Here is a 22,355-nt window from a genome sequence, read left to right as displayed (position 1 = left end):
CTGACATTCATAATTTCTAAAATTCACTGGCGGATTCGGAAAAAATCCAAAACCTTTTTACTGCCGGATACGTCCAATGGATAGCTTTCTTTTATTTGCCCTTTTTCCATATGGACTACATACGAACATCCCGCCATCACCAACTCCGGATCATGCGTAATAACAAGAAGCGTTTTGCCCTGATCCGCGAGTGACTTCAAACTCCGCGCAACTTCCCGCATATGTTTGAGATCAAGCCCGCTGGTTGGTTCGTCAAACACAATGATCTCCCGGTTACTCACAATGGCAGATGCGATCGCTACCCGCTGTTTTTGCCCGCCGGAAAGAGAAAGCGGGTGCCTGTCTTTATATTCCAGCAGATCAAACTGTTTAAGGATTTCATCTGCAACAGTTTCATCCTCGTTGTCCATGCTCAGAAGCACTTCATCCGTCACGCTTTCGGTAAATAGCTGATGGCTGGTATCCTGCATTACCATGTAGCAATGTTTGAGCCGGGCTTTCCAATCAAGGGTTTTCCCGTCAACCTGCAAAAGGCCACACTTCTTTTCCAGTCCGCAAATACAGCGGGCCAGAGTAGATTTTCCAGCGCCATTCAGGCCGATAATGGCAATCGTTTCTCCAACAGGCAGTTCAGCACTCGGAATATGGAGGCTTTCCGGTTCCCGCTTTTTATACGCAAAGCAGAAATTTTGAAATTCCATCAGTTTAGCTGTATGTGCCTGATACTGATTCGCGGGTTTCAACTTCGAGAGAGAAAACGGCCGCAGCCCCATTTCTTTTCGAGTGCTATCCGATAAACTGTCAAATTCAGCAGGCGTGTATTCCCGTTCAATCTCCCCATCTTTTACATACAGCACACGATCTGCAAGATCGTGAAGGTAGTAAAGGCGGTGTTCTGCAATCAGAATTGTTTTGCCCTGCTTTTTCCAGAGGCTCAAGACCTGCCGCAGGTCATCAATAGCAGCCATATCCAGATTAGAAGATGGTTCGTCAAGGACCATAATTCCCGGTAGCAATACACTTGATGAAGCACAGGCTATTTTTTGCTTTTCGCCCCCGGACAGAGCAAACACGCTTCGCCCCATCAAATCTTCAATATGATAATCGGAAACTGTACGGTCAATCCTTTTCAGGATATCTTCCTGGGGATAGCCTAAATTTTCACAGGCAAAGGCTAATTCACTATCCGTATCCACGTTGAAAAACTGACTTTTGGGATTCTGGAATACAGATCCCACCATAGCAGCCAAGTCATAAAGCGGCGTATCTGATACGCTTTTTCCGTCCAGAAGGACATCGCCCTCTAAATTACCTTCGTAATAATGAGGCACCAGCCCGTTTACCAAACGGGTAATCGTTGTTTTCCCGCAGCCGGATTCTCCCGTGAGTAAAACAAATTCCCCTGTGTTTATGGTGAGATTGACATTTCTAATCCCTCCGCCGCTGGACTCTTCACCATAAGAAAAAGAAACATTTTGAAAATCTATCATGGCAAAATCCCTCCTGCGGAAATTATCGGGGAAGCAATCGCCCAAACCACTACAAAGCAACAAAACAAGATCAGCACCACATCGGCAAAACTGAATTTAAGCTGGCAAATGTTTGTGCGTTTGACAGGAGCGCCGAGGCCACGGGTAATTGCCGCGGCGGAAAGTTCCTCACCGATTTTCACGGAGCAGGTAATCATCGGGATCAGCTTATACTCCAATATTTTTGAAGGTTTTTTCCCTCCAAGTTTAATCCCACGCATTTTCATAGCGTCACTGATTGCTTCTGACTCCTGAAAGACAGTTGGAAAGAAGCGGAACATGACCGTTAAGGGGATCGTCACTTCTTTAGGCATATGGATTCTTTCCATGCCGGAAATCAATTCACTGACCGTTGTTGTTTTCACTGCATAGGCAGCAATCGCAACACTGGGAAGGATTCGGCAGAAGAATCCTGTTGTAAACAGAACGAGGAAATTCAATATTCCCGTAAGGTGCGGCAAAACATAAATTTGAACAGCATAAAAAGCAGAAAACATAGCAATATAGCCCACAGCTTTTGCACATTGTTTCGAGGTAAGCAGCAATATAGCCGGAACCGTACAAAGAACAAGGCGGATCAGCCCCATAGCTTCTCCGCCTGTTCCACCCATGACAAAAATGCTTATGATGAAGATGAGCAACAGTTTTGTACGCGGATCGAGCCGTAGCCCTTGTTCTGTTTTTTTGCTGAGCAGAATTTCCCGCGCCATTATGCAATACCGGCACGCTGGAAGTGCTTTTTGCAAATGGCTTTCCCAATCATACCTCCGACAAGGCCAAACACAAAGCAGGCAACCAGCAGAATAGGCGCAATCCACATAGGCATATATGTATTAAGGGTAGCTGCATATTCAGCGCCGTATCCTTCAGTCAACATTACCATATAGCTTTCACGGTTCAGGAAAATGGGAGCAAAGTTGCCAAACACCCAGATGCTGAACACGCCGCAGGAAAGAACTGTACTCTTTGCACTTTTGTAGTCCGCCTTTTTCAGGATCACGTCGGCCAACAGGCCGCCAACAAGACCAGTTACCATAGTAAGATAGCCGTTGCCGAAGAACACCATGATTAGGCCAATCAGGAAACCCATGATTGCAGTCATCCCGAATTTTTTAGCCTTTGTAACATACAGCATATAGGGGATGCCGCCAATCAAAGGGCACAGCACCGCCATCAGCGGAATAAAAACGGGGATAAAGCCAAGCATCGCCACCAGCATAACAATCACGACATAGATGACGGTGTAGATGCCGATAGTAATTAAATCTTTTCCCTCAAGCCGGGAACTTTTTTTCTGGGAACTCATACCAGTATCCTCCTTATCTCTGAGAAAATGAAAATGTGGTGTAGTTAGCTTTTTCTAACCACACCACATATAATAGCAATTTGCGCCCACGATTCCAACCCAAAACCAATTTTATTCTACCCAAAATCAGTATTTTTGCGTTTATCCAATCGTAGCTTCTGCTTTATAGTTTTTCGGATTCACTCCGTATTTCCTTTTGAACGCCGCTGCGAAATTGCTTGCTTTTGAATATCCCACCAGTATAGCCACCTGGCTGACATTCAAATTACTTTCTAACAGCAGGCTTGCCGCCTTTTCTAACCGCTGGTCGATGACATACGCATGAACCGATGTTCCGAACAGGGAGGAAAAGCCCTTCGTCAATTTTGAAGTGCTGATATTGACCTGCCGCGCCAATTCCTCGCAGCTCGGAGCCAGGGCAAGCTGGCTGTCAATAATTCGCTTTGCCTCTATGATGGAATCCCGGTCACTTCTGGAAATTGCAACGTAGGTTGACGCGAGAATACTCAGCTCCAGGACCTCGCTCAAATATACCGACAGCAACTCAAAGACCTTGCTTTCCAGAAACAGGTATCCCAACCCGCCGCGATATTGCGTGAAGTCTTTCAGCTCCGCAAAAATGTGTTCCATATAGGGCGTGATATTCACCTTTGATATGCCGTCCAATAATTTTTTCTGATAGACCTCAATCTCACCGGCCTCAAAGTAGTCATTCAGAATCTTATAGAAATAGGATAGAGGTATTTTCACATTTTTGAAAAGGAAATCGCTCTTTTTAGAATAGCACAGATATTCCATTTTCCCGTGGCCGCGATAAATACAGGATTCACCCTTTTGTATGCTGGCACTTTGCCGGTTGTCTGCAATATTCCAGGAAACGCCGTCATTGAAGCAGAACAGCATTTGTATGTATTCTTCACTGCTCACTCCCTGCACGTTCATATCCGAAAAGTAATTCATTCTCCAGTCTGAAACAACTGCTCCCTGTTTCGTGACGATCTGCGAAATCTGACCGGTTCCCATGTCTGTCGGAATATCTATGGTGATCGTCTGCGGTGAATTAGAGAGCAGATCACGATAAAGATTATTCATGTATTGATTTGTCATGTATGAGCGCCCTCCTTATGGTTAGCTAAAGCTAATAACAGTTTACAACACCAACCCGGAAAAGTCAATTTGTATTCCTTGTGTAGCCAGAGCCATGATGGATCACACCATGAATGGAGGTTCAGCCGTGGCCTTTTTCTGTTTTTCTTTGCGGATACAGCCATTTTACCCTTTCCAGATTGTAGTATTAGTAGAGGGAGAAATAGAAGGTAGGGTTTCGATAGCAAGCAGGGCTTTTGTCTATACAAACGCCATTTTTGCGTTGCAAAATGCTTGTTGGGCTGTGCCCAATCCCCTTCATTCTGCACCGTTCCGATGCAGGCTGCGCGTTTTATCAAAACGCTTCTATTTATATATGGTAGAGTTTCAAGACAGTTGCGCTCTGCAATTTTGATGGAGACATCTCAAGCCAAACGAACAGCCAGCAACGGCCTCAACGGTAAGTGAGGTCATGATGCTGGCTGTTCTTCGTTCAGAACGGAAAACATTCGACATTTTCGCTGGTTCATGGTACACTACATCCAATCCATGCGAATCCGTTGGAGGTGATTGTGTTGCTTTCCCTGTACTTAGCCGTTCTTGACGATCAAAGCAAAGAAGAACAATTTATAGATGTATTCACATTCTTAGAAATCAGTTTTCAAAAGCAAAAATCCGCCGAGGAATCCTCCCGAAAAAACGGGAAGAATCCTCGGCGGATTTCGTTTATCGTGTTGGCTCTTTTTCGGCTGTGTCTTTTTTCTCTGCAAAAAACATCTCTACATTTTTCTGAGCTTTCATCAACTCCTGCATCTCATCTCGTGCCTTACGGTAGTCTGGGTATGCTTCTTTCTTCTTTTTAAGAAGTGCAGCGTATTCGATGCTCAAGTCCTTGGCTTTTGGCAGCTTTTTCAATCCAGCTTCATCAAAAGCAGCTTTTGCAGCCTTATGCAGCGTGATTTCTTCCCGGTGGGCTTCCAGAAATCTCTTACTGTACCCGGCTTTGCGGTAGGCATCATAAACCGGACGTGTCCGGGCGTAATTGACGATGTGCGTCCGCAGCACTGCAATCTCGGCCATGCGCGCTTCGGCAGCTTTAATGGAATCGCCCAACTCGTGATAGCGAGCAGTTGCTGCATCCACACGTTCCTGCATTTCTTTAATGCTGCCGATTTTATGCTCCTGTAAGAAAATCAGCGTCTTGGACATTTCTTTCAGATTATATCGCTTTGCCCAGCGAGCATACCCCATGCTCTTTCCCTCGGCCAGCTTTGCCTGAATGTCCACCAGCATCTGAAACTTTTGTTCCGGTACGATGCGCTTCTGCTTCTGCCGGGGATGGTGTTCGGTTTCCCCAGAGATAACAGCTTTCAGTTCTTCTTCACTATATCCTGCGCCCAAAGTGCGGAACCGGATGAATCGCTTCTGCCGTGCGCCTTTGACGGAGGTGTATTTCCCCCGTTTGATTTCGTAGCCTTGCTGTTCCAGCTTTTGAAGGAAGCCCTCGAAACTTGCAGGTTTCTCGTTCAGCAGGATGTTGTCAATTACGGCACACAACTTATCTCGATTACTTTCTCTGGGTGGATAAAGGGTGCGCTTCTGTCGCTCTCGGTACGGCTTGATTTCAATGACAGACAGTTGATGTTCCAGACAAATCAAATCGCTCAACCGTTGCACAGCCAGCCCGGACAATAGAAAATCACGGAATTTCCGGGTGCTGTCTAGCGCAGTGGAGTTGTAAATAATATGATTATGAATGTGTTCCCGGTCCGTGTGTGTGGCAACGATAAACGCATACTTGCCTTTGGTGAAACGCATTGCCAGTTCGTAGCCCACCTTGTTGGCTTCCTCGGCGGTGATCTCTCCGGGCTTGAACGATTGACGAATCTGATAGGCGATCACATCATTTTTCTGTCTGCGCCCAGTGACAAGTTCGTACTGCCGCTTGGAAAGCATAAATTCTTCGTCTGCGGTCAAGGGGCTGCACTCATAGCTGCTGACCAACTCTCCCTTGTTCGTTTTGTCAGGATTCTGCGCATAGTCCGTGCGGCTTTTCAGGCAGGCCGCAACTGACTTTCCTTTGTTTTTGTGCAATGCAATCAGCCGCGTTGCAGCCAATTCTACCACCTCCCGGCAAAAAGAAAATGCCGCACAATGGCGGCATAAAGATTTTATAATTCTGCAATCCGGCCACTGAACCATTCTACGGCTTCTACAATGACCGTTCCGACGGTGATGAGCAGGAAGCATCCAAACTCCGCCACCAGCAAGATCAAAAACTGCAGCCACTCCCGGCAGTACAGCGTATAAAGACCGCAGCCGAAAATATACAGCATGGGCAGAGCCAGCACAAACGCTGACAGGTTCAGCGTCCATTTCAGCATCAGCGCGAGGAAAGCCGTAAGCAGCCAAACCGGGAAAACGATCATCTTAAAAACGAACCTCATATCCAGCACCTGCCTTTCTTTCGTCCCTATTATAAAGGTGTCAACCCCTGCGTTGCAAGGATGTCAACCCGTATGTACCCCGCAGCCCTCCAACTGCGGGGAAAATTTTAGAGTTCTGCCAGCCGGGAAAGGATCTGCCGACCAATGTCGATCAGCTCGTCCAGCCGCTGCCGCAGGTCCTCCATGTCGGCGGCGTAGACCCGACCATTTTCGTTAGCGGCTTTGGCATATTGGTTCAGGTTGTTGCTGCATACCTGCAAAAGATATGCCATGCGCCGCAGTTGCGGCAGGTCAAGGTTCAGGCAGTAGCCGTCCAGTGCCATCTTGCGGATATAGGCACTCAGGCTTCGGATGCCCATGCCCAACATCTTTTCATAAATGCGGTTCTTCTCAGCTTTTGTTGTTCTCAGGATAATGATTTCATCCCGCTTTTCCCTCACCGGGCATCACCGTCCTTGTCGTAATAACTGCGGAAGGGCTTCACCGGCTCCGGCTTGTCCGACTTTTCTTCCAGTGCTGCCAGAACCGAGGGGCGGCGAGGTGAATCCTCCTGTTCTTCCTCGTCCTGTTCCGGTTCGTGGTTTTTCTCGTCCACGTCCAACTGGGCATTCAGTTCCGCAAGCCGTGCGGACTTTTCTGCCAGTTCTTCCTCCTGTGGGAAGGGCTTTTCCACCTCAATCTGTGCCGCTGCCTGCTGCTGATGCAGGGTGGTCAGCTCGTTTTCGGCAGAAGTGATACGCTCCGGGAAGTTGTTCAGGGAGTTATCCAGACGGATGATGTTGCCCAGTGGGTCGGTGCCCAAGGGCACCGGGTACCTCCGCTGCCCCTTCAGAATCGCCTGATATTCGCTGCGGAAGGTATCGAACCGCAGAGACAACTCAAAGCCCCGGTAGCTGCCGATCACTTTTTCTTCGGCGTTGGGCAGTTCGGAGCAGGCAAGCACCAGACGCTCACCGGCGGTCTTTTTCTCATCGTAGGTCACGCCCTTGATGGTCATGCCGCAGAAACCCTCTTGCACCTGCGGGTGGGCAGCGGCAAGCTGTGCGTCCGCTTTCACCCCAGCAATATAGGCGTTCGTTTCCTGAATATCTGCCGGGAACTTGGTCAGCAGCTTGTCTTGCAGACGGAATTTCTGGCTCTGGTGGTCGGCTTTCAGAACCTTGAGTTTTGCGACCTGCACATCCAAATCCATCTTCTCCTTGATGAGCGGATTTCCGGCGCACAGCGCCTTGATTTCTGCATAGGAAAGTGCCTGTTCGTCTACATCTTCGCAGGAGCGCACCGGGGATTTACTGGTCATAATCTGCGAGATAAATCGCTGTTTATTCTCAAGGGTCTGAAACAAGTACGAGTCAAATGTCCCTTCCGTGACGTAGTTGAACACCTTGACTTCCTTATTCATATTGCCCTGACGGATGATGCGACCATTGCGCTGGGTCATGTCGCTGGGCTTCCAGCCAACATCCAGATGATGCACCGCCACAAGCCGGGACTGGACGTTGGTGCCCGCTCCCATTTTCGCCGTGCTTCCGAGCAAAACTCGCACATCGCCGGAGCGCACTTTGGAGAACAATGCCGCTTTTTTTGCTTCGGTATCTGCGTTGTGGATAAACTCGATCTCGTTTTCCGGCACACCGGCAGCAACCAGCTTTTTGCGAATGTCATCGTAGACGTTGAAATTGCCATCGTTCTTTGGTGTTGAGAGGTCACAGAACAAAAGTTGGGTCAGCTTCTGGTCTTTGCCTTCCTCCCAGATCTTCAGCACGTTCTGAACGCATACGTTCAGCTTGCTGTTGGGGTCGTCCGGCAGCATGGGGTTCATCAGGCGCACATCCAAGCCGATCTTTCTGCCGTCGTTGGTGACACAGAGCATATTGTCCACTGAGGCATCCACGGTGCCGGAGTGGATTTCTGCGGCACGTTTGCTCAGTTCCTGCACCATTTCCTTTTGGATGTCGGACGGTTTCGCCACCACGGTTTCAAACTTCGCTTCGGGCACAGGCAGATGGAGCTGGTCGGATGTTTTAATGTCCGCAACCTCCTTGAACATGGACATCAGTTCCGGGAGGTTGAAGAACTTGGCAAATCTCGTTCTCGCCCGATAGCCTGTACCTTCCGGGGCAAGCTCAATGGCCGTGGTCGTCTCACCAAAGGTGGATGCCCAGCAGTCGAAGTGCGTCAGCTTTTTCTGCTGCAAGGTGCTGTATTGCAAGTACCGCATGACCGTGTACAACTCGGTCATGGAATTGCTCACGGGCGTGCCCGTGGCGAACACCACGCCCCGCCCGCCGGTGATCTCGTCCAGATAGCGACACTTGCCGAACATATCGCTGGATTTCTGCGCTTCACTGGTGGATAATCCAGCGACATTCCGCATTTTTGTGGTCAAAAAGAGGTTCTTGTAAAAATGGCTTTCGTCCACAAAGAGCCTGTCAACGCCCAGTTGCTCAAAGGTGATCACATCATCCTTTCGCTCATCGGAGCGCAGTTTTTCCAGCTTGGTTTCCAGTGTTTTCCGGGTCTTTTCCATCTGCTTGATGGAGAAATCCTCGCCTGCGTGGACTTTCAGCTCATTGATGGCGGCAAGCGTTTCATAAATTTGCTCCTGAATGATGCGCTCCTGCCGCTCAAAGGACAGCGGAATGCGCTCAAACTGGCTGTGCCCGATGATGACGGCATCGTAGTCGCCGGTGGCGATGCGGGCGCAGAATTTTTTGCGGTTGGCAGTCTCAAAGTCCTTGCGCCGTGCTACCAGTAGCTTGGCATTGGGGTAGAGGTTCAGGAACTCGCTTGCCCACTGCTCCGTCAGGTGATTGGGCACAACAAACAGCGATTTCTGGCACAGCCCCAGCCGTTTTGCTTCCATAGCGGATGCCGCCATTTCGTAGGTTTTGCCCGCGCCAACTTCGTGTGCAAGCAGCGTATTACCGCCATAAAGCACATGAGCGATGGCGTTGCGCTGGTGCTCTCGGAGGGTGATCTCCGGGTTCATACCGACAAAATGGATGTGGGAGCCATCGTATTCACGGGGTCTGGTGCTGTTGAACAACTCATTGTACTGTTTTACCAGCGCAATGCGCCGCTGGGGGTCTTGCCAGACCCAGTTGGCAAAAGCATCCTTGATGACCTGCTGTTTCTGTTGCGCCAGCGTGGTCTCCCGCTTGTTCAGCACACGCTTGGGCTTGCCCTCGGCATCCTCGATGGTGTCATAGATGCGGACATCTTTCAGATTCAGGGTTTCCTCCAAAATCTTGTAGGCGTTGGCACGGGATGTGCCGTAGGTTTCAGAGGAGATAATATCGCCCCGTCCGGTGGCAGTTTTGCCCTCTACACGCCATTCTGCGGTATAAGGAGAATATCTCACCTTGACTGCATGGCGCAGATAGTAGGGGATCTGGAAGGTCTCGGTCATAAACTTTTGAATGATTTCAGGTGCAAGCCATGTGGCACCCAACCGCACATCAATTTCTGAGGCTTCCAGTTCTCTGGGCTGCGCCTTGGTCAGCGCATCCACATTGACCACAAACTCCGGGTTCGTTTCGGCGGCGAACTGCGCCATTCGCAGCTTTGCCCGGACATCGCCGGACAGGTACTCGTCTGCCATCTGCCAGCCGGCTTCCGGGTCAGTGGGGTCGGCGGCAGGGTCCTTGAAGATCACGCCGGAGAGTTCAGTGGTAATGCGTCCGTACTCACCTGGTATGCCCAGCAGTTCTGCCATATAGGGCAGGTCCACCTTGCCGCGTTCTCCGATGGATACCGCCAGTGCTTCGCTGGGGGTATCCACGCTGGTGACGGTGCGCTCCGGGCGAATGGTGCGCTTGGTGAACATCGCCGCTTTGGATTTAAGCTGTCCCTGCTCGTCCAGATTTTCCAAAGAGCAGAGCAGATAATAGGAGGAATCCTGCTCAAACAACCGCCCGTTTCTGCGGTCGTTCAGCAGACCGTACTTTGCGGTAAAGGCATCGTAGGCGGCGTTCAACTTTGCCTGTGTCGCTTTAATATCCTCGTCCGGGTAGTCGTTCAACTGCTGGTCAATCAGTTCGTTGACAATCTGGCGCAGTTCCACCATGCCGGTTACACGCCCCTTGGCGGTGTCGGACAGTTCTACCTGCGTCATCACGGAATTTTCCCGGTAGAAAACTTCGCCGTCCACTACGGTATAGGAGAAGTTCTTGACCTCCGGGTCGGCAGGCAGGGTGCGCCGGGCGGCTTCTTCTTCGGCAATGTCGGGAGTGTCCACCTCGGCGGCGGTGTACTGCCCCTCGATGTGCTGCACCGCTTCTGCAAGCTGGTCGGCAAGGCTGATGCCCTCAAGGGGCGCAACCGTCAGTTCCTCTCGTCCGTACTGGGTGCTTTCGGTGGAGAGTACGCCCAGAACCATCTCCGGGTGGTCCACAAAATACTGGTTGATGGCAAAGCCATCCTCGGTCTTGCCCAACTGCACCCAGTCCGGCTCATGGTCAATGGGGCGGTCACGTTTTTGCAAAAAGATAATGTCGCTGACAACATCCGTGCCAGCATTGGCGCGAAACGCATTATTCGGCAGACGGATGGCACCCAGCAGATCGGCACGCTCTGCCATGTGCTTGCGGGCGGTGCTGTCCTTGCTGTCCATGGTATAGCGAGATGTGACAAAGGCAATGATGCCGCCCGGTCGCACTTGGTCGATGGCTTTCGCAAAGAAATAATTGTGGATGGAGAATCCCAGCTTGTTGTACGCCTTATCGTTGACCTTGTACTGACCAAAGGGCACGTTGCCCACAGCGAGGTCATAAAAATCACGGCGGTCGGTGGTTTCAAATCCGGCAACTTTAATGCTGGCTTCCGGGTAGAGCTTTTGCGCAATGCGGCCTGTGATGCTGTCCAGTTCTACACCGTACAGGCGGCTGTCCTGCATGGTGTCCGGCAGCATTCCAAAGAAGTTGCCCACGCCCATGCTCGGCTCCAGAATGTTGCCGCTGCGGAAGCCCATGCGCTCCACAGCATCGTAGATGGCATGGATCACGGTGGGGCTAGTGTAGTGGGCGTTCAGGACAGAGCCACGGGCAGCGGCATATTCGTCCTCGGAGAGCAGCCCTTTCAGTTCCGTGTACTCTTTTGACCAGTTGCTCTTATCCGGGTCAAAGGCATCCGGCAGACCGCCCCAGCCTACATACTGGGAAAGCACCTGCTGCTCCTCGGCGGTGGCACCACGGTGCTCCTCTTCCAGTTTGAACAGGGTGCGGATGGCTTCAACGTTCCGCGCGTACTTCTGCTTAGAACCTCCGATACCCAAATCATCATCCGTGATGTGGAAGTTCCCGGCAGGTACAGCATTCAGGGCTTCGTCCAAGGCAGCGGCATCCGGGAAGGTCTGCACCTTTCCGTCCATCACGGTAGAGATGGGCAGTGCGTCCAGTTCCTCATCCGATAGTTCCGGCTCAACCTGCCGCAGACCGCCCTCAAATTGTTGTTTATTGATAACTTCGTTATCCCACGACTGCCCGTGCGCACTGGTGTCGATGCGCACATCGGTTTCGCCCACATAGCCGATTTTGCCCTCGATGGTTCGTGTGAGAAGGTCTACCACAACATCGTCCCCGACCTTATAATCAACGGCCTTTTCGGGAGCAGCGTCAAGGGCCTCGTCCTGCTGTTCGTACAATTCCCGGACAACAGCCAGCGGTTCTTCCCGAAAAATTGGCATCCGCAGGTCGGCCAGTGCCATATCCTGCAAGGAAACCTTGCCCTTATCAAAATCCACTCCGTCAATCCGAAATTTCCGGCCATCCATATTGATGATGGAGCCGATGGGCAGATAGTCCTCTTTGTGCAGATGTTTAGTCTGGTGATGAGTCCCATCTTCGTTCAATCCGGCAAGGTAAACATCATTGCCCGCAGACCACAATTCTTTTGACTTTCTTGCCCATAAGCTAGGTGGAAAGCCTGTGACCTGAACTTCGCCCAGTGCTGTTTCTCTCGTAAACAAAGCACTGTTGAGAACTTTTGCAACCTTGGCAGCATCTTCTCCATAGAACATAAAATTGCCGCCAGCTTCAAATCCAACCAGCGTATCCGGGTGCTGCGCCTTTAATGCAGTGTATTCGGCTGCACTGGCGGCGTTCAGTTCAAGGGGAAAGTCGATGGCTCTTCTTTCTTTGTCCGACAGGTAGCGGTCAGACTGAATCATCAGGTCAATATATTTTTCGACCCGATCCCAGCGGAGAAGCACTTTCTGATGGTCGGGATAATGCTCAAACGTCAGACCCTTGCTGTCATGGTCAAGCCAACCACTGCTTCCGTCCAGATAAGTGTGTGAAGAACCGCCGGGGCCATACGGTGCATATTCGTTGGCAAGAGCTTTTGCCCGGAGTTTTCGGTCAGGCTGCAACTGATAAATTTTCCATATCCGAAGTTTGCTGCCTTCAACATTGGAACCTCTCCGCAGCGCATTTTCAATCTCTGCCTGCGACAAAACAAAAGCGGAGGGCGATTTTTCGCTCTCCGCTTGGTCGATGGATTCAATTTGTTTGGCTTCGGTGGGAATGTGGGCATCGAAGAAACTTAACTGTAAATCAGTTCGTTCAGCACCAGTTCCTCGGCCTGTGCTTTCAGACTGTTCATGTGCTGCACCCACCCCATCTGATGCTGCTCCTTGTCCGGGGCCGGGGTCTGTTTCAGCAACTGCTCCATGGTCTGCTGCATCCGGCTTTCTGCCGTCTGCTCCACCTCCATCAGGTGCGGGTACAGGCTCCCGTTCAGGAGCATCGTGTTGTACAGCACCGGGCGATGGTTCATCAGGTACGTCCGGCGCAGCCTGCCGTACTTGCCCAGCGGCTTCCGGGGCTGGTTCAGAATCAGGTTCGGGAGCTGGTAGTCCCCGATGGTCGAGTAGGTCACGTTCCTGCTGTTCGTATTCATATTGGCTCCTTTCTGCATTGCGGCGGCGAATGGTTGTTTTTACGGTGCGCTCAATTTGGCGTAAGACCTCCCGGCTCATGTCGCTGACGGCTGCGCCGAGGGCGTAAACACTATCCGGGGTGGAAAAATTGTAGATTGCCTGAAAATCGTCCTTGTCGAACCACCCGGCAGGCTCAAACCCGCAGCGTTCCAGCAGCGTGTAGGTGACACTCATTGCTGCTGCGCTTTTGAACTGCATCTCCACCCCGGCTTCATCATAATCCATCAGGAGCGAGCCGTCAACGATGGCACGGATGTCCTCGCCGTTGTTGTCCCAGTAATCCGCCACCAGTTTCCCGGCAACATCGGCAAGCTGCTGGCTGACACGCTCCCCGCTGATGCCGTAGGTCTTGCTCAACATTTCCGAAACCGGCTGTTTCAGGTCGTCATTGTACTGCCACATCTCCGGGTCACGGGAATTGCGGCGCGCCCCGGTGTCGCTTACGTCAAAAACGTAGTGCAGGCGCGGGAATCCGCTGGATTCGTCCAGCAGAGCGATACCCTTAGAGCCACGTCTGACATAGCGGTTCATCCGGCTGTTCCAAACATCATAGTCGGCGCAGGCGGTGGCATCCGGGCGCTGGGCGTAGATCATGAGCTGGTCTGCAAAGGGGTACTTGTACAGCCGGGATGCGGTGGTCAGGTAATCCGTCCAACTTTCCCAGTACCGGGTTAAGCCATTTGCCGTGCGCTGGGCAAGGGCGAGATATTCTTCGGTTTTGCTTGGCATAGCGTTCCTCCCTTCAATCTCGTTGTAAACAAAAAAACGAGCGGCCTTTTCAGGTCACTCGCTATGGAATCCACTTTATTTTTATTCGTATTTTGCGGCAAACTTTTCTGCCGTTTCCAACAGTCGTTCAAAGGTCTGTTGTTCTTCCGGCTGCTCAATCAGTTTTGCAAGGAGCGCACGGAAAACATCGGTGCTGTCTTCGCCTAATACAGCTGCAACTTTATCGATGCAGTTATGCAATTTTTCAATCACCTCATCGGATGGCTTGGATTTTGCAAGCAGATTGGACAGATAGCAGATGAAAGGATAAGTAGAATCATCATTGATAATTTCAACATTTTCATTCTTGATCTGTTGATATTCTTCAAAGGTAAATGTACCTTTTTTGTCTCGTGAGTTGTGGCAAAAGGTGCAATTCTTTAGAAAAGTAGAAAGGAGAAGGCGGTTTAGGGATGTCAAAGGAATGGTATCCATGATTTGACCTCGCAGTATAATTATTTGTAAAAACATGTCAATAGCAATGCAAGGGAACAGTCTTAGTGTGGCTTTGTGATATGATATTCAAATATGTAACTTTTGAATTCGATGTTCATATGATATTTTTTGTAAGAAGATTCCTTCTTTATTTTGAAATTGAATTTTTCAAGAAGCTTACAGGAAGCGATATTATCTTTTGCAACTTCGGCTGTAATAGTAGTGAAATTTTGAGTCTGAGCCCATTCAATAATCATTTTTAGACATTCGGTTGCATAACCTTGTCGCCAATAAAGCTGATGGATACAATATCCTATGTCTATAATTTGTTCTGTTTCATCAGGAAAAGCACAGAAACTCCCGATCCGCGAATTGTCACAAATGCGAGTGATTATAAAATAATAACCGTTTGGACTGTTGTACATATCATCAACAGCTTGACAATAATTGTCATCTACAAATTCTTCTGTGGGATCGCTTAAGTATTTGCCATTTACTTTGTCAAACCACATATTTGTACAAAAAAGTTTGTCAGTTAATTCATAATTTCTGATATAAATATTTGTTCCAACCAAATTGCTTTTGATTCTCATATAAATTGCCTCCCAATCAATACGCTGTGCTTTTATTATACCATAATATTAAATGACATGAAACTCTTTATGTATGCCGCCCGTCGGCGGCAGCGATTATTCAAGCGGAAATTCAGTTTCAGAAAATTCTGCATCCGTCATGAGTTTCAGCTTCTCGATAAAGCACTCCGAAAGTTCATGCAGGGCAGTTTCATCTGGCAGAAGATAACACTGCATCAGCCGAAGCTCCTGCATCAAACCCAGTCGAGTGCCCGGATTGTAGAGCATCATCAGCATTCGTTCTTCACCATTAAAGTTCATGGGCATTCCTCGCTTTCCGACACCCGGTAGGATTGCATTCCGAGGCATCACATTTTTCTCTTGCGCCCGCCAGCTCTGCCAGCTTTTCCAGTGTGGAAGAACGATGGTCTGTACTCAGTTCCTCGGCTTCCGCAACTTTGTCCATGACGGCATCGTAGTCCTGCAGTAGCCGCCGGCCCTTTTCCATGTGGTGTGCTTCCAGAATCTGCTCACGGGCTTCCTGAATGGTCAATTCCGGGGCATCTAGCTGCCCACCGTCCATTACGGAATAATCACTGTGGTAAATGGTGTAGTCCCACCCATCCTCACAGGACTGGATAGCAAGATAGCCCTTGCCGCCCAGTTCCCATGCAGCCTGCTCGTCCTGTGTCTGAATTTCGGGGTAGAAGTCTGCATGGTTTCGTTCCATGACCTCGGCAAACTGGCAGATGTGGAACACATTGCCCAGACCGCCCATGTCAAAGTGATAATCATCCAGATGTTCCAGCCGTGCCGTAAAGCTGCGCCCATCCGGGTAATCCACCTGTACAACTCCGCCATCTGGAATGCGGTAGAGATCGTCATAGTGGCTGTTGATGAGACGACTATCCTTCGGCAGCGTTTCCGGCTCCCAGATGCGCCGCCTGCCGATGCCCGCCTGCGGGATGTTTTCGAGGATCTTTACACTTTCCTGTTGGATGACCTTGCGGTCATCGTCCGAAAGTTCAAACAGATACCAGTTCCGGGCAGCAGGAATGGCGTTCCTGCCATCGGGCGGCAGATTCTTTTCCGAGATCTGCCCACTTTCCAGCGGCTCGCCAGTTACCTTGTTATAGGTGGCAAAGCCGACCCCTGCACCGTTTTCCCGGAGATGCAGATAGCGTTCATCGTTGATAAGGTAGACCGCTTCTTTTATCTGCTCCATCAGCAGCCACCTTCAAATTCCAGAGAAAACTTGCTGCGGCCATCGGGTTCGGTGCCCAGCAGCACGGTGGCGTTGTAGGTCTTGCCCTTGGCACTCTTGCAGTCCTTCAGACGGACACGGCCATCCCGCAGCAGCTTGTCCGCCACATGAGCGTCCAGCCGCTTGCCCAGACGCTTAAAGAACGCATTGTCCTTCCACAGGACAAAACGGCACTCCCGGTTCTCGCAGAACCAGCCTTTTTCACGCTCCATGACAGGCTTACCACAGTTCGGGCAGACACCAATAATCTTGCTTTTCATAAGTGCATTCGCTCCTTTTTTCATTTCCGTGTTCTTTACCAGTTCGGTAATCATCGTATTGATCTCGGTCATAAATTCGCTCGGCTCCATTTCGCCACGTTCGATTTGCAGCAGCTTTGTTTCCCAATCGGCGGTCATTTCCGGGGATTGGATTTCTTCGGGCATCACGGTGATGAGGGCTTTTCCCTTATCCGTGGGCAGCAGCACCTTGGTTTTCTTGGTGCCTTTCCGCTCCAGAAAGCCTTTCTGCACCAGTTTTTCAATGGTTGCGGCTCTGGTTGCCGGGGTGCCGATGCCCTGACGTTCCACACACTCCGGCATACTGTCTGCACTGGCAGTTTCCATAGCGTGCAGCAGGGTGTCCTCGGTAAAATGCTTCGGCGGTGAGGTCTGCCCTTCTTTCAGTTCGGCGTTGAGAATGCCACACTCGTTTTCTGCGGCATTGGGCAGGGCGGTGAGTTCCTGTTTTCGGTTCAGGATGTCTGCCAGCACCTTGCGTTCCACCGCTTTCCAGCCTTCTTCCAAAATCTCCTTTCCCTTGGCGGTAAATTCCTCTCCGGCACATTCGGTGGTCAGCAGGGTTTCCAGATACCGGAAGGGCTTGCTCACCGCCATCAGCGTCCGGGCGATGATGAGCTTCAGGACATTCTGCTCCCCCTTGGGCAGTGCGTCCAGATCGGCTTGCAGCATACTGCGAGTGGGCAGGATAGCGTGGTGGTCGGTGACTTTTTCCCGGTTGACGGTGCGCCGTGTCCGGGGTACAGCTTCGTCCACATCTTCCGGGGTAATGTCGAGAAAAACCTCCAGTGCCTCGGTCAGTTCTTCCAGCATTTCCTCGTCATCGTCGGTGATATAGCAGCTATCAGTTCTGGGATAAGTGGTAAGTTTCTTCTCATAAAGGCTTTGCACATAGTCCAAAGTCTGCTGTGCGCTGTACCCCAGCAAGCGGTTGGCATCTCGCTGAAGGGTGGTCAGATCGTACAGCGGCGGCGGATTCTCGGACTTTTCCTTGCGGGTGATGCGCTGGATCGTTGCAACCATCTCCTTTCGGCAGGCTTCCAGCAGGTTTTCGGCAACGGATTTTTCGGGAATGCGGCGGCTGGATGCCGTACAGCCGCTGGTCAGTTCCAGATCTACCGTGCAGAATTTCTCCGGGGTAAAGGCCGCAATGGCGGCTTCTCTCACAACCGTCATGGCAAGCACCGGGGTCATAACACGCCCCACCGCCAGCGGCTGACCGTACAGACACGAGAAAAGCCGGGACGCATTGATGCCGACCATCCAGTCGGCGCGTTCCCGGCAGAGTGCTGCGTTGTACAGCGCATCGTATTCAGTTGAAGGTTTCAGGTGGGCGAACCCTTCTCGGATGGCATTTTCCTCCATGCTGGACAGCCACAGGCGAGAGAAGGGCTTTTTGCAGCCTGCTTGCTGGTACACCAAACGGAAGATCAGTTCTCCCTCCCGGCCGGAATCGCAACTGTTCACAATGCTGTCCACGTCCGGGCGGTTCATCAGCTTTTGCAGGATGCCAAACTGCTTTTTGGTGGACGCAGACACCAGATACTGCCACTTTTGCGGCAGGATGGGCAAATCCGCGATACTCCACTTGACGTACTTGGCATCGTAGACATTGGGCGGTGCCAGCTCCACCAGATGACCCACGCACCAGCTGACGAGATAGCCGTTACCCTCCAGATAGCCATCCTGTCGATTGGTTGCACCGAGGACTTTGGCGTAGGACATGGCAACGGACGGTTTTTCTGCCACGATCAATTTTGCGATAAAAACCCCTCCAATCTGTTTCGGATTGCAATATGTAAGGCGGCAAATGCCGCCTTAAAATCAGATGGGTTCGGTATCTTCCTCACCGGGTTCCTCCGGCTCGTCCTCGGTGGGAATCTCGAAGTCGCCCTTGTCCTCGGTGTAGTTTGCATCGGGGTCAAGGGCTTCTTTTTCCGCCTGCTTTTTCTGCTTCTGCTTTGTGAAAGCGTAGAAGCCGCCGCCTACCGCCAGCGCGATCAGCACGACTACGCCCAGAAAGCCGGACGCGATCTTTGTGACCTTATTTTCCGTGGGCTGCTCCGTACCGGATGCCGCCGCTTCTTCGGCGGCTTTCTTGGCTTCTTCCTCGGCTTTCAGCTTATCCTGTTCCGCCTGCGCCGCCGCTTCCTTTTCGGCGGTATAAGCGTCCGCATCTTCTTCCTCCATCAAAGCCAGAAGATCAGCTTCGTCCACAAGGTTCATAAAGTGAACGGTCTGCTGTCCTTTGGCGTTGCGGTCAATGACCAGATAGAAGGTACTGCCCGATTTGCTGACCAGCGTAATGAACTGCTGTCCGCTGCCATCGGAATAGTCGGTGTGGTAGTCATCTACCAGCGTCAGGTTGCCCTCCGGGGTCAGGGCACCAGAGGTTTCGTCCGTGACGGTGACAACATCTTCCTCTACGACTTCCGGCAGAACCGGCTGTTCCACCGGGGTGGTATCGCCCTCAAAAGCAAAAGCGGGAGCCGCCATGCCAGCGCACAGCGCCGCCGATACCAGCAGCGCGCCCAGTTTCTTAATCTTCATCTGCATCGACCTCCTTCTCGAAAGTTGCACCCACGGCAGACAGCGCAGCCGGGTTCGGGGTAGCGGTAGCCGACTGCCGCAGCAGGGCGGCAAGCTGTTCCGGCGTGACCTTGGCGGTCCGCACCATCTCGTTGACCTCGGCGGAATCTTCCTCCTGAATGCGCCGCTCCAGAATCTCGATACGATTGTTCAGTTTGATGCGGCGTTCCTTCTCTTTTGCCAACATCGCCCGCAGCTTATCCGATTTTTCGCTCATAAAACTCCTCCAATCATTTTGAAAGCCGTCCGAACCCGGCGAGATGCTTCTCCCAGTAGGACGAATGAATGTTTGCGTACTTGATGGGGTCGCCGGCACTGACCATCATGCCGTTGCCCAGATAGATTCCGGTATGGCTCATGCCGGGGGTGTCGTAGGTCCCTTTGAAAAAGACCAGATCTCCGGGCTTTGCTTCGGCTTCGGAAATATGCTGGCTCTTGTTCCACAAACCGTTGGCGGTGGTGCGCCCCACATCGTAGCCGTTCTGGTTGTAGACCCAGCAGACATAACCGCTGCAATCGAACCCGGTTTCCGGGGTAGAACCGCCCCACACATAGGGCGTGCCCACATACTTTTGGGCTTCCTTGTAGATGGCGGCGAACTCCTCATCCGTCAGGGCTTCTGCCGGAACCTGATAGTCGATGCCCGGCGAGCCGGAACCATCGGAGCCACCGGGCGGCAGACCGCCGTTGAACAGATAAGGCCGACCGCCCAAGGTATCTTGGAAAATCTCGTAACGTTTCCATTGGTCGTTATTCAGTTCTTCCCGAATGACCACTTCCAAGCCACGGTTCACCAGCTTGGTGTGGAAGATGCGGTACTCATAGGGCACCTGCGTAGGGACCGGGATTCCTGCCGGGCTGATGACCCAGATGGTCTTATACCGTATCTGTACCTCCACCCATGTGGTCAGCTTATACTGCTTTTTGAAGGTCTCCTTCAACTTGCCCTGCACCTCTGACCGGGTGTAATCGTCATACAAAGTGGTCAGGAACGAAGTCAGCTGCCATGGGTCATGCTCGATGGGGTCAAGGTGGTACTGATACTCGTTGTAGCCGGGGTGGTCGGCGGGAGTGCGCTTGATCTTTTTATCCAGCTCCTTCTCCAGCTTCTTGTAGTCCTGTTCTGCGCCCCGGATGTCCCGGTCCTCGGCAGAGTACATGGTCTGCCCGGACACCTGTGTGCCGCCCGAAAAGAGGATACCGCAGGAGGAAAAACCCGACATTACCATCAGGATGAGCAAAAGAAAAACGCCCACGATCAAAAGAACGTGCGCGTTGCTTTTTGCAAAATTGGCAATGCCGTTGACTGCGGTGCTGACCACAGATTTTCCTTTGTCGATGACCTGTTCCATGCCTGACTTTGCAGCCGTGGTTCCATTGGATGCCGCTTTGCCACCTGCGGTCTGCGCCGCCGTGCCCGAACGGGCGGCGGCATAGTAGCTTTTGTGGATTTCTTGCCGCTGTTTCCAGCGTGAAAGCCAGTTGGAGCCTCCCTCGCCGGTGCCGGATGCTCCTGCATCTTGTGCCGCAGTCGGCTCCGATGCGGAAGATTTAGCGGTTTTGGTGCCTTTCTTGCCCTGCATCTTGGCTTTCTTCTTGAGCTTCCGGGCATAGCGGCTTTTGGAAATATCACGGACATTTCCTGCCGCTTTTTCGCCCTCGCTCAACGCCTGCACACCGACATTTTCATCCTCGTACTGGTCAACTTCGTGATGCACCGCAGACCGGACGGCATGGGCGGCGTACATCTCTCGCTTCTGCGCCTTGCTCAACCGGCTCAACTCGTCCGGGGTCAGTTCCGCCTTGCCAAACCGCAGGTGCTGGGCTTTCTCTGCCGCCTTTTCCGCATCGGTTTTCAGCTTTTTCTTTCTGGGCACCGACTGCTCTACCTTGGCTTTTTTCGGGGGAGAACGGGTCTTTTTTGCGGACGTTTCCTCTTTGATGTTCAGCTTCGGTTCACTCATTTCTGTGCGCCCTCCGAAACCTCACCCAACTTGGTGGTCATAATGCGGTAGAGTTCCAGATCGGTGGGGAAACGGTCCACAAACGGCAAAATGACGTTGCCGAAGAACAGCAGCCCTTCGCCCTCGCCGGAGTGGGTAACGTAGGAAAGCTGATGGGGCGAAATATTGAGCTGCTTTGCGAGAATTTGCCGGTCTCCCGCCGCCTGATTCAGCATGATGATCATGTCCGAATTTTCAAAAATATTCTCGACCTCACGGGAAGAAAGCAGGTCTTTCACGTTCTGGGTCAGCCCTGTGGGAATGCCGCCCCACTTGCGGAAACGCTTCCAGATCTCCACGGAATAAGCGGCGGTCTGCTCCTCTTTTAAGAGGAGGTGCATCTCATCCATATAATACCGGGTGGACTTGCCGCTGCTGCGGTTTGCCGTGACACGCCCCCACACCTGATCCTGTACGATGAGCATTCCCAGTTTTTTCATCTGTTTGCCCAGTTCCTTGATGTCGTAGCAGACGATGCGGTTGTTGACGTTCACATTGGTGCGGTGGTTGAACAGGTTCAGGGAGCCTTTCACATAGATTTCCAGTGCGGTGGCAACGTGGTGGGCTTCCTTTTCGTCCTGCTGAAGCAGGGCGTTGTACAAGTCCTCAAGAATGGGCATATTCTCCGGGCAGGGGTCTGCAAAATATTTGCGGTAGATCAGATGCACACAGCGGTCGATGACGGTTTTCTCCACCGGCAGCAGCCCTTCCTTGCCGCCCACCACCAGCTCACACAGCGAAAGGATAAAGTCAGCTTTCAGGGACAGGGGATTATCTTCCTCCGAATAGTTGGCATTGATGTCCATGGGATTGATGAACTGGGTGCTGTTGGGGCTAATTTTGATGACCTGACCTTTCAGCCGGTTCACCAGCGGCGAGTATTCGCCTTCGGGATCGTTCACGATAATATCATCGTCCGTCACCAGAAACGCATTGGCAATTTCACGCTTTGCCGAGAAACTTTTGCCGGAGCCGGGAGTGCCCAAAATCAAGCCATTCGGATTCTTCAGCTTCTTCCGGTCCACCATGATAAGGTTGTTGGACAGGGCGTTCAGGCCGTAATACAGGCTTTCTTTGCCAGACTGGTAAAGTTCCTGTGTGGTGAACGGAATGAAGATGGCCGTGCTGCTGGTGGTCA

At 51.6% G+C, this 22,355-nt stretch carries 18 protein-coding genes; 1 reads left to right on the top strand and 17 read right to left on the bottom strand.

Features of this window, described 5'->3' with window-relative positions:
* Positions 1–23 precede the first annotated feature (23 nt).
* The 4 genes from C4N23_RS12950 to C4N23_RS12935 all read right to left on the bottom strand — a co-directional run bounded on the left by C4N23_RS12950 (position 24) and on the right by C4N23_RS12935 (position 3,942).
* The gene (locus tag C4N23_RS12950; protein ID WP_112146505.1) at positions 24–1,490 is read right to left on the bottom strand and encodes an ABC transporter ATP-binding protein; all 1,467 of its coding nucleotides are present in this window, start codon (positions 1,488–1,490) and stop codon (positions 24–26) included.
* Positions 1,487–2,239 carry an energy-coupling factor transporter transmembrane component T gene (locus C4N23_RS12945; RefSeq protein WP_097776307.1) on the bottom strand — a complete coding sequence of 251 codons (753 nt, stop codon included), beginning with the start codon at positions 2,237–2,239 and terminating at the stop codon, positions 1,487–1,489. Before C4N23_RS12945 ends, C4N23_RS12950 begins: the two co-directional genes overlap by 4 nt.
* Complete coding sequence (locus tag C4N23_RS12940; protein WP_097776306.1) at positions 2,239–2,835, bottom strand: MptD family putative ECF transporter S component; 597 nt, start codon at positions 2,833–2,835, stop codon at positions 2,239–2,241. Before C4N23_RS12940 ends, C4N23_RS12945 begins: the two co-directional genes overlap by 1 nt.
* A gap of 141 nt (positions 2,836–2,976) precedes the next feature.
* Positions 2,977–3,942, bottom strand: coding sequence for a helix-turn-helix domain-containing protein (locus C4N23_RS12935; protein WP_097776305.1), 966 nt, complete (start codon positions 3,940–3,942; stop codon positions 2,977–2,979).
* Between the two features lie 94 nt (positions 3,943–4,036).
* On the opposite strand from C4N23_RS12935, the gene C4N23_RS12930 reads away from it, so the two are divergent.
* A complete protein-coding gene (locus tag C4N23_RS12930; protein WP_181567132.1) occupies positions 4,037–4,336 on the top strand; it encodes a hypothetical protein in 300 nt (99 codons plus the stop codon).
* A gap of 311 nt (positions 4,337–4,647) precedes the next feature.
* Here the strand turns inward: C4N23_RS12930 and C4N23_RS12920 are convergent, their stop codons facing one another.
* The 13 genes from C4N23_RS12920 to C4N23_RS12860 all read right to left on the bottom strand — a co-directional run.
* Positions 4,648–6,039 carry a relaxase/mobilization nuclease domain-containing protein gene (locus C4N23_RS12920; protein ID WP_112146501.1) on the bottom strand — a complete coding sequence of 464 codons (1,392 nt, stop codon included), beginning with the start codon at positions 6,037–6,039 and terminating at the stop codon, positions 4,648–4,650.
* A gap of 53 nt (positions 6,040–6,092) precedes the next feature.
* Complete coding sequence (locus C4N23_RS12915; protein ID WP_112146500.1) at positions 6,093–6,368, bottom strand: hypothetical protein; 276 nt, start codon at positions 6,366–6,368, stop codon at positions 6,093–6,095.
* Positions 6,369–6,475: 107 nt separating this feature from the next.
* Positions 6,476–6,808: a plasmid mobilization protein gene (locus C4N23_RS12910; protein ID WP_112146498.1), complete on the bottom strand. Its 333-nt coding sequence runs from the start codon at positions 6,806–6,808 to the stop codon at positions 6,476–6,478.
* Entirely contained in the window at positions 6,805–14,037 is a 7,233-nt protein-coding gene (locus tag C4N23_RS12905) for a MutS N-terminal domain-containing protein (RefSeq protein ID WP_112146496.1), read from the bottom strand. Before C4N23_RS12905 ends, C4N23_RS12910 begins: the two co-directional genes overlap by 4 nt.
* A gap of 81 nt (positions 14,038–14,118) precedes the next feature.
* Complete coding sequence (locus C4N23_RS12900) at positions 14,119–14,511, bottom strand: hypothetical protein (protein WP_112146494.1); 393 nt, start codon at positions 14,509–14,511, stop codon at positions 14,119–14,121.
* 62 nt (positions 14,512–14,573) lie between these two features.
* Positions 14,574–15,104, bottom strand: coding sequence for a GNAT family N-acetyltransferase (locus C4N23_RS12895; RefSeq protein ID WP_112146492.1), 531 nt, complete (start codon positions 15,102–15,104; stop codon positions 14,574–14,576).
* A gap of 96 nt (positions 15,105–15,200) precedes the next feature.
* Positions 15,201–15,404 carry a transposon-transfer assisting family protein gene (locus C4N23_RS12890; RefSeq protein ID WP_112146519.1) on the bottom strand — a complete coding sequence of 68 codons (204 nt, stop codon included), beginning with the start codon at positions 15,402–15,404 and terminating at the stop codon, positions 15,201–15,203.
* Positions 15,394–16,308 carry an LPD16 domain-containing protein gene (locus C4N23_RS12885; RefSeq protein WP_242983798.1) on the bottom strand — a complete coding sequence of 305 codons (915 nt, stop codon included), beginning with the start codon at positions 16,306–16,308 and terminating at the stop codon, positions 15,394–15,396. The genes C4N23_RS12890 and C4N23_RS12885 overlap by 11 nt, the downstream gene beginning before the upstream one ends.
* Positions 16,308–18,350 carry a DNA topoisomerase 3 gene (locus C4N23_RS12880; RefSeq protein ID WP_242983800.1) on the bottom strand — a complete coding sequence of 681 codons (2,043 nt, stop codon included), beginning with the start codon at positions 18,348–18,350 and terminating at the stop codon, positions 16,308–16,310. Before C4N23_RS12880 ends, C4N23_RS12885 begins: the two co-directional genes overlap by 1 nt.
* Positions 18,351–18,449: 99 nt before the next feature.
* Positions 18,450–19,181 (bottom strand): DUF4366 domain-containing protein, encoded by a 732-nt coding sequence (locus C4N23_RS12875; protein WP_112146488.1) that lies wholly within the window; start codon positions 19,179–19,181, stop codon positions 18,450–18,452.
* A complete protein-coding gene (locus tag C4N23_RS12870) occupies positions 19,165–19,431 on the bottom strand; it encodes a DUF4315 family protein (protein WP_097771853.1) in 267 nt (88 codons plus the stop codon). Before C4N23_RS12870 ends, C4N23_RS12875 begins: the two co-directional genes overlap by 17 nt.
* 13 nt (positions 19,432–19,444) lie before the next feature.
* Positions 19,445–21,178 (bottom strand): C40 family peptidase, encoded by a 1,734-nt coding sequence (locus C4N23_RS12865; protein ID WP_112146486.1) that lies wholly within the window; start codon positions 21,176–21,178, stop codon positions 19,445–19,447.
* Positions 21,175–22,355: VirB4-like conjugal transfer ATPase, CD1110 family (locus tag C4N23_RS12860; protein WP_146746490.1), on the bottom strand; the 1,181-nt coding region annotated here is incomplete at its 5' end. The genes C4N23_RS12860 and C4N23_RS12865, both read right to left, overlap by 4 nt.

Source organism: Faecalibacterium hattorii, from assembly GCF_003287455.1.
In the GTDB taxonomy this organism is placed as follows: Bacteria; Bacillota; Clostridia; order Oscillospirales; family Ruminococcaceae; genus Faecalibacterium; species Faecalibacterium hattorii.
Note: the sequence above shows the minus strand (reverse complement) of the source record. Positions and strands in the feature narration are given on the sequence as shown.